Source organism: Roseobacter sp. YIN89, from assembly GCF_057219365.1.
The window spans coordinates 499,764-511,459 of record NZ_JBXVVD010000004.1; the positions used below are offsets into that span (position 1 = coordinate 499,764).

General features: G+C 53.6%; 14 protein-coding genes. 8 read left to right on the forward strand and 6 right to left on the reverse strand.

Going from position 1 to position 11,696, the window contains the following annotated elements:
* The first annotated feature begins 31 nt into the window (after positions 1-31).
* A complete protein-coding gene (locus tag AC2D8V_RS18320) occupies positions 32-1,090 on the forward strand; it encodes an SDR family NAD(P)-dependent oxidoreductase (protein ID WP_484735036.1) in 1,059 nt (352 codons plus the stop codon).
* Between the two features lie 294 nt (positions 1,091-1,384).
* Here AC2D8V_RS18320 and AC2D8V_RS18325 read toward each other — a convergent pair whose 3' ends face one another.
* A complete protein-coding gene (locus AC2D8V_RS18325) occupies positions 1,385-1,642 on the reverse strand; it encodes a hypothetical protein (protein WP_484735037.1) in 258 nt (85 codons plus the stop codon).
* Positions 1,643-2,153: 511 nt separating this feature from the next.
* Between AC2D8V_RS18325 and AC2D8V_RS18330 the strand changes: the two genes are divergently transcribed.
* Together AC2D8V_RS18330 and AC2D8V_RS18335 are read left to right on the forward strand one after the other, a co-directional pair.
* On the forward strand, positions 2,154-2,687 hold the full coding sequence (locus AC2D8V_RS18330; RefSeq protein ID WP_484735038.1) for a CHAP domain-containing protein: 534 nt from the start codon (positions 2,154-2,156) through the stop codon (positions 2,685-2,687).
* Between the two features lie 328 nt (positions 2,688-3,015).
* Positions 3,016-3,216 (forward strand): hypothetical protein, encoded by a 201-nt coding sequence (locus AC2D8V_RS18335; RefSeq protein WP_484735039.1) that lies wholly within the window; start codon positions 3,016-3,018, stop codon positions 3,214-3,216.
* A 355-nt stretch (positions 3,217-3,571) separates the two neighbouring features.
* Here AC2D8V_RS18335 and AC2D8V_RS18340 read toward each other — a convergent pair whose 3' ends face one another.
* The 3 genes from AC2D8V_RS18340 to AC2D8V_RS18350 all read right to left on the reverse strand — a co-directional run bounded on the left by AC2D8V_RS18340 (position 3,572) and on the right by AC2D8V_RS18350 (position 5,670).
* Positions 3,572-4,318: a hypothetical protein gene (locus tag AC2D8V_RS18340; RefSeq protein ID WP_484735040.1), complete on the reverse strand. Its 747-nt coding sequence runs from the start codon at positions 4,316-4,318 to the stop codon at positions 3,572-3,574.
* 5 nt (positions 4,319-4,323) lie between these two features.
* Entirely contained in the window at positions 4,324-5,028 is a 705-nt protein-coding gene (locus tag AC2D8V_RS18345) for a class I SAM-dependent methyltransferase (protein WP_484735041.1), read from the reverse strand.
* A gap of 411 nt (positions 5,029-5,439) precedes the next feature.
* On the reverse strand, positions 5,440-5,670 hold the full coding sequence (locus tag AC2D8V_RS18350; RefSeq protein ID WP_484735042.1) for a hypothetical protein: 231 nt from the start codon (positions 5,668-5,670) through the stop codon (positions 5,440-5,442).
* Positions 5,671-5,708: 38 nt separating this feature from the next.
* On the opposite strand from AC2D8V_RS18350, the gene AC2D8V_RS18355 reads away from it, so the two are divergent.
* Positions 5,709-6,611: an AEC family transporter gene (locus tag AC2D8V_RS18355; RefSeq protein ID WP_484735043.1), complete on the forward strand. Its 903-nt coding sequence runs from the start codon at positions 5,709-5,711 to the stop codon at positions 6,609-6,611.
* Between the two features lie 271 nt (positions 6,612-6,882).
* A complete protein-coding gene (locus tag AC2D8V_RS18360) occupies positions 6,883-7,458 on the forward strand; it encodes a DUF502 domain-containing protein (RefSeq protein WP_484735044.1) in 576 nt (191 codons plus the stop codon).
* Between the two features lie 337 nt (positions 7,459-7,795).
* Here the strand turns inward: AC2D8V_RS18360 and AC2D8V_RS18365 are convergent, their stop codons facing one another.
* Positions 7,796-8,380 (reverse strand): nickel-binding protein, encoded by a 585-nt coding sequence (locus AC2D8V_RS18365; RefSeq protein WP_484735045.1) that lies wholly within the window; start codon positions 8,378-8,380, stop codon positions 7,796-7,798.
* 99 nt (positions 8,381-8,479) lie between these two features.
* Here AC2D8V_RS18365 and AC2D8V_RS18370 point away from each other — a divergent pair, with 99 nt between their 5' ends.
* The 3 genes from AC2D8V_RS18370 to AC2D8V_RS18380 all read left to right on the forward strand — a co-directional run bounded on the left by AC2D8V_RS18370 (position 8,480) and on the right by AC2D8V_RS18380 (position 10,679).
* A complete protein-coding gene (locus AC2D8V_RS18370; protein WP_484735046.1) occupies positions 8,480-9,259 on the forward strand; it encodes a winged helix-turn-helix domain-containing protein in 780 nt (259 codons plus the stop codon).
* Between the two features lie 39 nt (positions 9,260-9,298).
* A complete protein-coding gene (locus AC2D8V_RS18375; RefSeq protein WP_484735047.1) occupies positions 9,299-10,135 on the forward strand; it encodes a tetratricopeptide repeat protein in 837 nt (278 codons plus the stop codon).
* A gap of 211 nt (positions 10,136-10,346) precedes the next feature.
* A complete protein-coding gene (locus AC2D8V_RS18380) occupies positions 10,347-10,679 on the forward strand; it encodes a hypothetical protein (RefSeq protein ID WP_484735048.1) in 333 nt (110 codons plus the stop codon).
* 171 nt (positions 10,680-10,850) lie between these two features.
* Here the strand turns inward: AC2D8V_RS18380 and AC2D8V_RS18385 are convergent, their stop codons facing one another.
* On the reverse strand, positions 10,851-11,612 hold the full coding sequence (locus tag AC2D8V_RS18385) for a cobalamin B12-binding domain-containing protein (protein ID WP_484735049.1): 762 nt from the start codon (positions 11,610-11,612) through the stop codon (positions 10,851-10,853).
* Positions 11,613-11,696 lie beyond the last annotated feature (84 nt).

The following is an 11,696-nucleotide window of genomic DNA, read 5'->3' on the forward strand; positions in this document are numbered from 1 at the left end:
TGTCAGATATTCAACTTCAGGAGTTACGTACGTGATCCGAAGAGACCTTTTGAAAACATTTGGAATTGCAGCTGCCAGTGGCGCATCAGGATTGACTTTGACCAAAGCCGAAGCGCAGGAGCTTAATCAGGCGCTTGGTCTGGCCCTGAAAGACTTTGCGTATCCATGGGACACCCAAGACCCCGACGTGCCGGGCCGAATGAATATCGCGCGTGTACCGGATGACTATTTCATGCCGGGACGATTTGCAGGCAAGAACGTGATTGTCACCGGATCAGCCCGTGGCATGGGGGCGGACGCCGCCCGGCGGCTGGCGCGTGAGGGCGCGAATGTGGTGGGTGTTGATATCCTTGAAGAGTTAGGGGAAGCGACCGCAGAGTCCATCCGGGCGGAAGGGCTCAGCATGGTTTTTGTACCCGGCGACATCTCGCAGGATAGCGTCTGCGAAGAGATGGTGCGCCGGTGCGTGTCCGAATTTGGCAGTCTCGACGCGGCGATCAACAACGCAGGGGTGATGGATGCGCTGCGCCCTGATGAACCGATTGACTACGTCAATCAGCGTGACCGTTTGATGGCCCGCATCGACGCGGCAGGCGATGATTACTGGCACCGTGTGATGGAGGTGAATGTCACCGGCACCTTTTATTCCATGCGCCATGAGTTGCGGCAGATGATGGCGCAGGGGACCGGTGGATCGATCGTCAACATTGCGTCTGTTGCGGGAATTCGGGGGTTTGGGGGCGTGCCGCCCTACGTCGCCTCAAAGCACGCGGTGCAGGGTCTGACCAAGAACGCGGCAATTGACTATGCACCCTTCGGTATCCGCGTCAATTCGACAGGCATGGGTACAACAATTACCCCAATGTTCGAGCGTGCCTTTGAAATCATCCGTCAACGGCTTGGCACAGGTTTCAAGGACACTGGCATATCGCTCGCTAAGATACAGAGTTTGCTGCAATACAGTGATCAGGAGAACAGAGGCTCCACGCCGGCAGAACAGGTCGCAATCATGTTGTTTTTGCTGTCGCCCGAAGCGTCCAACGTCACTGGCGCGACCTATAACACCGATGGCGGCTATACGGTGTTCTAAAATGGTGTGGCTTGGAACGATGCTTAACATCCTTTGGCATCGGTCGTTTTGGACGGCAGCTTGTGGGAACACTTGCTGCGCGCTCAAAGCAGCCTCAAATTTGGGGGCGCCGAAAGATGGCGGGTTTCCTTGAATTAGCGACAGGCAGAAGCGGCCGCGAAACAGTCACTCGCACTGTCAGCGACGAACGGCTGCTTTCATCTGCGTCCGGTCCAGCGCCGCGAACGGGTTTTCTTGACGGTTGCCGCTGGCTGAAACCTTCGACCGTGTTGCAGGTGTGAGGCTACTCTGGCTTTAGCAATCGAACAGGAAATCGAACCTACTCGGATTGCTCATCGACGGGCGGGCATTAACGAAACGTGCGGTCGAACAGGCCTCTTTTGCCTGTTCGATCATCCGTTTTGTCGGATAGGGTGATCGACCGTGCTTCGTCGGCCCAACAACTATCACCTCATCGCCCCTAAGCACCACTTCGCCAGAGGTGTTTTGGGTGACAGGTGTACAAGCCGCGAGCAGGCACAAGCAAATTACGAGTAGATTAATAGATTTCATGTCAGCTCTCCACCTGATCAAAGTTATACATCTCACTATCTTAGCAGGGTCGCAGAGAACCAGCCGAAAATGAAAAGATAGCGATGACTGAGAGCACGGCAGCTTTGTCCGCGCAACGGATATCGGCGCAATGTGTAGCGAAAGTCCCTTCCGAGCCCAAAGGAGCCGGATTGTCATCGTCTCTTTCGCTGACGCAGCAAATCTGTCGTCGTGATTGATATGGCCCCACGCTGTAATGCAGCTACGAAAGAGATCATGCTTAGTTGACGCAGCGAAGTCTGGAGGCGTTATGACAACGTTGCCTTTCTGTGTAATTGCCACGGCGGCCGCGTTGCGGATTGGTTCGACAATGTTCTGTTCGTAACATTGATCAGAATGTAGCCGGGGGAACTGGCAAAATCTTGCCAACAATTTGCAGGCCTCTTTTCATTTCCAAACAGATCCGCATAAAGGCCGCTGTACTTTAAAAAGGCAGTGAAGCTTCTTGCAGGGCATCATCAGCACAGCGGACATGATTTGGCGGCACTTGCCCGCTCCCAAGCGAGCGGTCATAGCCTTGGGGCTTATCAGCTTTGTTTCTGCTTGCGGCCAAGATCCGGAATATACCAAGCTGCATCCGGAACGTCAGGCTTTTGCGTTGCTTGAGGTCGACAAAAAGCACGCGCGCGGGCAACGGGTATGGTGCGTTCCTTACGCACGAAATCTTAGCGGCATTAAAATTCGAGGCAATGCCAAGGACTGGTGGCGTAAGGCGCACAATGTTTATGAGCGCGGCTCAGAACCGGTTGTTGGGTCTGTTATGTCGTTCCGCGCGACGAGTGGGATGTCTCTGGGTCACGTCGCCGTTGTGTCTGATATTGTCAGCGACCGGGAAGTCGTGTTGAACCATGCCAACTGGAACCGCAATCAGGTCTCCTTGAAAATGGGTGTCAGAGACATTTCCAAAAACAACGATTGGACGCTTGTCCGCGTCGAAAGCCAACCTGGTCAGTACGGCAAACCCTACCCGGTGAACGGGTTCATATACCCGAAGGTTGGCGGGTAGGATTTCAAAGCCACTCTCGTATTTACTGTGAGCCTACGGAGCGCCCCACTGGCTCTGTTTGCTTTGTTGGCGAAGCGCAGATGTTATCAGGCAAATCAATAACTTTCAGGTCACGGCTGAATGCAGTCACTCAGAACCAGAACTTTGAATTTTGGGCCGTGTATGGGTGCTTGCGCGAAACAGCCGACAGTCGCCAAACTTTGGCGAAGGACCGTTCCGCGCCCAAAGCCGACGAAAAAGCTTCGTGCGACAGCTATTGTTTTCCTTAAACCCCTTCCCATATCCGGGTCTCGGGGAACCTCAAGCTTGTCGAAACAGGAACAGACCAATGAAAAAATATTGCCGCAACTTCGGTATCATCTCGATTGCGATCGCTATCCTGTTTTGGTTGGCAGAAACGACGTTCTACGGGGACGTTGATGCAAACGGTGTAGTGCAAGAAAGCCTGTTTCTGCCGCTCACTTACGTCATCGCTATTTTGGGCTTGGTGTCGATTGCCGCTTCATTGTTCATCAAATCACGCGGATAGGCTTATTGGCAGCCTTTTCCGCAACGGAGACATCTGCCGCTTTTTGACGACCGTCTGGTGATGATGAAAGCGGCCATTCAAAGGCAAAACTTCGAATTCCCAGTCGTGAACGGCTGCTCAACGCCACATGGCCGACAGCCGCCAAAACTTGGTGAATGACCGCGTTGAGCCCATTTTGTGGGTCCGATTTTCCCGCTCCTGCGCTCGCAGCGTTGATAATGCTGCGTTAGCTTAAAATTTGTGCTGCCGCGCAGGAGGAAAACCCGCCATTCGTGCGGAGTGCAGCAAGGAACTAAGCTATTTAGGTAGGCTGCAGTGCATGCGTATCCATTGCGGCTTTGAGTGACTATGTATGCTAGGCTAAGTTCTCGCCTTGTTCATTGTTTGGCCGTTCGTTTGCGTCCACAGCCTTACGAAACCTATTTCGTTCCCGGAAATTAAAAACTGGCCAAATCACATAGTCGGTCAGTTCGCTGGCAATCATCCGCTCTTTGTACGAGTGTTTGTGAATTACAAACGGTAACAGTGGCTGATCGCGTGGGCAAATGGTTGAATAAAGTTCAAACCAATCTTCATTCAGTGCATCCGTGAGGTGGTCCCCCATTTTCTGGATCATCATAGTGTTTACATAGAGCGGAAGACCACGTGGAAACTTCGAGCGGCGGAACATTTTTCTCGTTGCCACAAATTGTTCGACATCGATGTACTTTCGCGCATGTGTGGTTCGAAGCTCTTTGTAAGCATCGCGTTTCGATTTATGGGCAAAGAGATAACGACCGGGTTCACATTCTCCGAACTGGCTTTCCACATCCTCAACGATTTTTTCAGGTGGAACTTCCAAGGTCGCGCGATTGTCGACATAAATTGCCCATTCCACGTTCTCGGGTAGGAATTTGTGCGGGCACAGCTTTGGCGCCCGCGACCCCAACTTTGGAGACGCAAGATGGATTTTTTCAACTGTGACGTCGAGCGGGGCGACCCACTTCTCGACGTCGTCTTGATCGGTAAAAATGAACCGCCGCGAATTTGTCTCGATTGCCAGACAATTTGAGTTGAACGGCTCGTGGCGGCCAAAATAACACGAATAAACTGCGATAGTCATCCAGACTAGCCAAAGCGCTTGAATACGATAGTACGGATTGGAAAACGCTTGTGTTTTCCGCCATCCAAAACATCGACGACGGAGCCCACATCAGAACATGTCCTATTCAGTAAGTCGACCAAACCATCCTCGGAGATTCCAAACGCGTCAAGAATGTCCACCCTTTTGGGGTTATAGTTCCAGCCGTGATCGACCAGCATATATCCAGACGGAGCAAGGCATGACGCCCAATTCGTAAAGAGCTTTTCTGGATCATACGTGTGATCCCAGGAATTCGAGTAGACGAAAGCAAAGTATTGGTCCCACTCCTGCTTCTTCTCATGAAAATCCCATTGAATGGTATTGGGAAATTCGTTGGCTGTGTCTGAAATTTCGGTCCCAAGAACATCTGGTTCGCCATTTAGGTTCTTGGTAAACCAAAGTTGTTCGTTTCCCCGGCGAGTGCCATGGCATACTCCGTTCCCAATTTTACCCTCATAGTTGTCATTCAGGAAATCCGCCAAAATCTTGATGTGATCTTCACCAACCCACTGGTTTTCGATCTTGGCCTTGTTGCCAAGGGTTTGGACATTTTTGTACTTCTCATATGAAAACTCGCCGTCCACTTTGTAGGTGGCAAGCTTATATCCATCTTTTTCCACAAACTCGTTTGGTTGCGTCGCTTGGTTTGCTTGCCTCAACAAAATCCTGTGTTCTCTAGAATTTTTCATTATTGCCTCATCGTTCGATTGTTGCCACTTCTCTAACAAAAGGGCTTGAATCTGTCACTAGATGGCGCGCGAGTCACAACGCCTGAGTGGTACAATGGATGTAAAGGCTTTTAAGTTGACGGAAGTCGAAGCAGCTGAAGCTTGGTTGGAAGATTAAGGGCGGCTAAGTCCGCATATCGGTCATTTCAGCATATGGTTTCGAATGACCGCTTCTGCCGTTTGCAGAGGCAGAAGGCTGGGCTTTTAGGTAATTTTCGGCTTCTGCCTTTGTCTTCCGGCGTACGTTCAGATTTCAAATGCAAGTGTGTAAACAATTAACTTCACGATTTGCCGCTATCCCCGCGGACCGAAGTTAAGTCCGGCCATGTGCCACCGATCGGTTAGCCTGTGTTGCGCCGTCTTTGGGGGGTCTCAGTTGGTCGCTGCGACACGAGCGCGTTTGGGGCGCTGCACAAGAAACAACCCGAGTACACAAACCCGTAACGTCATGACAGGATAAGACAAAGCGTGGTGTGAACGTTTGCGGGCAACGCATGCCAGTCGACCCCAGCAATACCAAGGACCGTTTTCAAGGGTCACGTGGATTTCGGGGAAAGCATTTCTTGTGATCGGGTCAAGCCCGAACCGGTCAAGCTTTCCCATCTTTTTAGTTACACAACATTGGTTTAAGTCACTGGACGATGATCCACGTTCTCACGCACAACATTCTTCCGATTTTCTCCATGATGGCGCTCGGCTTTTTGCTGGGGCGTCTTGGCAAAGTAACCCATGCTGAGGCATCTGCGGTCAACCGTGTTGCTTTTCTCGTTTTGCAGCCAGCACTGATATTCCCTTTAATAAACGGGTTGGAGTGGAGTGAATTTCGCGCCGGGGCGATTGCACTTTATGCAATCTGCCAGACTGTCGTGTTCACGTCGACTTACCTGATTTGTCGGCACGTGCTGCGTCGTGATGCGGTGGAAGCGTGGTTGTTGGGCATGGCGACGGTGTTCGTGAACACGTTGCTTTATATCTGGCCGATTTCATTCCTGATTTACGGTGAAGCCGCGGCTTTGCCGATTACTGGTATTCTGGCTTGGGATACAGCCTTCACATTTCTGTTTTTCATTATCACAACCGAGCTGATCGCCAATCGGCAAGCCTCGACGGGGCAGTCGTTGCGGCGCATCGGGACGAACCCTGTTTTGATCGCTATTGCAATGGGTGCTGCAAGCAATGCTGCGAATTTTGATGTTCCGCAACCGATCCTGACAGCACTGGATTTCGCCGGTGCCGGCGCAGCCCCCCTGACATTATTCGCACTGGGTGTCATCCTGTCCGGCCACGCGCTGAAACTGACGCCGACCATCGCGAGCGTCTCCGCTCTGAAACTGGTGGCGTTTCCGGCTTTGGTTTGGCTGGTCCTGCAGTCTGGAGAACGCCCGCCAGCTTGGAATACCTTGTTGGTGCTGACTGCTGCCGGACCGTCTGGCGCGATGGCATTTGCATTGGCACTGCTAAACGGCGTTCGCACCGATCAGATTGCCCCGGTTGTGATCTGGACCTCCGTGCTGTCGCTTGCTTCGCTCGCCTGGCTTGCTTAGGACGGTTTTTTTTGGGGGGCGGCGTCGCCGCAACGTTATCCAATTTTCGACGTGGCAGTTCACGGTCGTGCACACGACTTTGAATGGTCGTGGACCTGACGCATATGGCCCCGTTCTTGAATGGGCTGAATCGTCCGCCGTGCAGGCAATCCATGAAAATGCTAATGCCTGAATACCCGATTTTTCGCCAACGGATAGCCAATTTGCCTCCTTATGGGATATGCCGTTACGGGCAAGGTGCAACAAACTATCAAACTTTAAGGGAAACTATATGAAAACCACGATACTGGGAGGGATTCTGTTTTTGGTTCCTTTGGTGGTCCTATCGATCCTGATCGCCAAAGCATTCCAAATCAGCATGTTAATTGCCGGGCCGATCGACAAAATTATCCCGATTGAAAGAGTGGCAGGCGTTGCTTTTGTCAACCTGTTGGCGATCGCATTGATCTTGCTGGTTTGCTATGGTGTCGGGCTGGCCGTGAGGAAGGGTGTTCTTGGGTCGCGAATGGAACGGCTGGACGGTATCCTGATCGAAGTCATTCCTGGGTACGTGGTCGCAAAAGGGTTGATTGGCAGCGTCGCAAAAGAGGATGACGTTTCGGAGATGCTGACCCCGGTCATTGTGAGTTTCGATGATTGCGACCAGATAGCGTTTGAAGTCGAACATGACGATACGCGTTCCGTGCTGTTTCTTCCCGGATCTCCCTCTGTATGGTCAGGGACCACGATCGTTGCAGACAGAAAAAGAGTTCGAGCTTTGAACGTACCTATGCATCGCGCTGTCAAAATGGTGCGACTTCAGGGGCGCGGCTCGATTGAAACGATACCCTTGCAGGCGTCCGAGTAGTTTGAATTCTCGGGGCCAAGTCCAACGATGTCCGAAGCGTGCCCCGGCGCGCCGCTATAAAGCGCGACCCCGCATGGAACGGCCGTTTGCGTGCACCTGCGACATTGGTCGTGGTCGCAGCAAGCGTCCTTTGCTGGTGCATAGCAGCCGATTAATAAAACCGGCCCCATGCCTGCACCGAACCCTGAGTATGTAATATATTTCTGAAATTGAACTTCCGGTATGATGCAGGAAGCAGTCGTTGATGCGCCTTGGCCACGACATCCATTGGCCAGTCACAAATTGCCGCTCCGAATGCTCCGAAGCGACAATTTGAGGGGACCGAGCTTCGTGAACGTCAGTTCACGACCTGCGTGACAGGTGTGATCTTGCCGATGGGTGCTCCGGCCAAAGCGCCGTGCTCGCGCAGTGTATCCGGATTGTCGGCGCGATAGACGCAATAGGTGCCTTCTCCGGTCAGGTAGGAATGGTCCCATTCGATTACATCGCCCAGCTTGGCCATAGCGGCAATCGACCCTTTGGAGATCTTCTTTTTCTTGTCCAGCTCGAAGAACCCGACACCGGGAATGGGGCGCTCGATGACAAAGACCTGATGGTCCTCGCGTGGCGATTCACCCGCAGGCTGACCACCGCCGACCGTTGGAGAATTTATAAACAGCACTTCCGAAACTTTTTCCGCTGTGTTGGACGTGCCTTGCAAAATGCTGCGGATTGCCTCCTCGTTCTTTGCCGACAGCACGACATAGCTGTCCGCACCGGCAGAGAGCGTTTCGTCGATAGCCACGCCCTCCTGCTGCAACACGTCGGCGGCGGGCGCCTCGAACGGAGCGTCAAGTTCGACCACATATTGCCCGGCCATGGCGGCTGTTGTGGTGGTAGGAACGGCGATCAGTCCTGCGTAAATGAATGAATGTTTGAACATGGGTGCCTCCCAGCTTGAGTTTAATGTGTTGCGGCTTTCATGGCTATTGTGCTGAAAACCAGGTAAACTTGTGCCCGTGAACGACCTGAAATGTCCTGAATGAAGTCCGAAATCGGCCCGAAATCCGGAATTCTGCAAATCGGCGCGGCCCGATACGACCGCGCCACCGATACACTGACGGCAGCGGACGGATCCCCGATACATTTGCGCAGACAATCTGCACAAGTTCTTGCTGTTTTGGCGGCGCACCACGGTGATGTGGTCAACCGCGAGGACTTGATCGAGGCGGTGTGGAAAGGCATCGCAACCACGGACGATTCCCTGATCCAATGCATCAGCGACATACGTCGCGCGCTTGGCAAGGATGCCGTCGAAACCTTCCCCAAGATCGGATACCGTCTGGCCGCACAGGTGGACCATGCGGCAAAACCGGAAGCGGTCGTCAAACCATTCCCTCGCCGCGTGTACTCACTCGTTGCAATTTCAGCCGCCTTGATCCTTGCATTCGGTATCGGCATCCAGCAGGTCCACAGGCCAGCAGACTTTACCGAGGACATGAGGGAAATAACGCCGCCGCGCATCGTGCCGGATAAAACCTTGGCCGTCCTGCCTTTCCTCAATCTTGGCGGCGGCGAGGACGAGCGCTTTTTCGGTGACGGGCTCAGCGAAGATCTGACAACCGACCTGTCCAAGGTCCCGGACCTGACCGTCATCGCCTATGCGTCCAGTGGCGACTTTCCAAGGGCGGAAGCGGGATTCAAAGACATTGCTGATGATTTGGGCGTGCGCTACCTCGTGCGCGGAACCGTGCGCCATCTGGGCGAGCGGGTACGCATTAATGTGTCTCTCATTGATCCGGTCGAAGGCGTCAATATTTAGGCTGAGCGGTTCGACCGGCTCAGGCAGGACCCGTTCGATGTGCAGGAGGACGTCACTCGCGCCATCGTCGACGCGCTTTCCCTGTCGCTCGAGGCCGAATCCGCTCCGCTGCGTGTTGCGCCGGATGCCTATTTCATGCTGCTGCGCGGGCTGGAGCCGCTGCGCGAGAATACCGCCGTTGGCAACCGCCAAGCGCGCGAGTATTTCGCCCGTGCGCTCGAACTGGAACCGAACTATGCGCGCGCGCACGCCTATATCGCTGTCGCATACGGTCGAGACACGATGTTCGACTATTCCGGCGCGGCTGGCAGGCAATCTGTGCAGAAAGGATTGGAAGCCGCGATCACCGCGATACAACTCGATCCGGACCTGCCGAATGCCTATTTCGCGCTGGCTGTCCTTAACCTCGCGATAGGAGAACATGACAAGGCGCTAGCGGCAGCGCGCCACTCGATACGCCTCAACCGAAATTTTGCAGATGGCTATGCCATTCTGTCAGAGGCCGGAGTCTACGGCGGCGACCTCGATGAAGCGCTGGCCGCTATCCAGCACGCCAAGCGCCTGCATCCGCACCACCCCGCCAGTTATGACTGGATCGAGGGCCATGTGCATTTCCAGCGGGGCGATCCTGCCTCTGCGCGCCCCTTTTTGGAAGCAACCGTAGAAGTGACCCCCGGATTCCTCCCTGCCTATGCCACCTTGGCGGCGGCCTATGCCGAATTGGGAGAATTGGAGCGTGCTGAATCAGTTATTGCAGCATTGAAACTGATCGCCCCTGAATTTTCGACCGAAAGGATATTGGACGCGACACCTTATGCGGCAGAGGTGCGTTTCAGTCGGTTTATCGAGGCGCTGGAAAAAATTTCAGCAGAATGACGGGCTGAAAATGCGGTTGGTGACCTTCGAAGCTATCGTGGGCCGAACAGCAATGACGTAAACGCGAAGACGCCGCCCTTCAAATCAATGAGCCCTTCGCCGGGAACGATGCCAGCGGTGCCGTCTTTGTACCTTTCATCAGGTTTGGCGCGATCATCACGTCCAGTCAGAGCATGCCGCTTTGCGAAGCTGGTACATTCAATGACTCCGGTTGCGGCATCTGCGCCTGACCGCCCGAGCCGCAGTTCAGCCAAATATCGCCGCTACGGTCCATCTTATGGTTTTATCTAACAAAATTTGGTTAACCTTTCTCGGCGGGTCCTGTCTCTACTTCGGGACCTGCGCTTTATTCGGGTATTTTCCGGGAGAAAGCATCGGCGTCGTGGTGTTTGCACAATTGGCCGAAAGGTTCGGTGCTGTCGAAACGGGCCTGGGCACTCAACTGGTCGGCCTGATCTTGACCATCTGGAGTCTCTTGCCGAGCTATGGGGGCGCCCATGACGGCAGTCTCGGCTGCGACAGTGGGGGAGATGGCGGCGACTGATCGCGGCTCAGCTGTTTGGTTCGATCCGCAAAAACCGGCGAGCAGTTGCTTTGTCCGCACAACGGACATAGGCGCGACGTTTGGTGAAAATCCGCTCCGAGCCTAGGGCGGTCATACTTGAACGGTGCCTATCTGGCAGGAAAAAGTGAAACCCGCCGTATCGGCGACTGCCTACCGAGCAGTGGCTTTCTTCCAAAGCTGGTCAAAAACAGCTAACCCAGAAGGAACGTCCTTTACAACGCCATCGACGTCCAATGCGGAAATGACATCTTGATCTTCGTTTGTTATCTGACCGCTAAGGACAATTGCAGCCCAAGGATTGCTTATCCGAATAGCTACTACTAACCGAGCAAGAGCAGCCGCGGAATGCGCACCTGCGGCTGACAAACCAATAATTTGACATCTGCTCTTGGCAATTTCTGTAATCAGTTCATCATGGCTTTTCCCGACAATCGTTTCGATGTCCCAGCCTTCCTGACCGAACAAATCCGCAGCCATGCGAACGCCCAAGTTGTGGGTCTCGCCAGGAACAGAAGCGAACACCGCCGACTTGATCTCCACAAGCTTTGTGGGGACGAAAAGATAGCTCATTCCCCTCATAATCGCGTAGATACGGCTGGTGCCGATCGCCACTTCGTAAAAGGAAGCATCATCACTTTCCCACCACTCGCCCAGAATACCAGCAGCTTCTGCAAGGTAATTCAGGTAAATAGATTCTGGCGAAGCGCCATCGTCATACACGCTTTCAATTATTTTTTCGGCCTCTTTGTCGTCATCGGCAATGAGGGCGTAGCAAAGTCTTTCGACTTTATGGCGCGGCGGTATGTCCACGGCCGTGGCGTTCCGCAAGGGGTGCGCTTGGACGCGGGCCAGCACTTCTTGAATAATGTCTTCCACATCGCTTTCGGGTAGTTTCGACTTCAGCGTACGCACGCGCGATTCAGATCTTTGATACACATCCAAAACGGTGCAACGGAATGTTGTCCAGAACAGGCACTTGCCCCCCTTGCCTGAGTA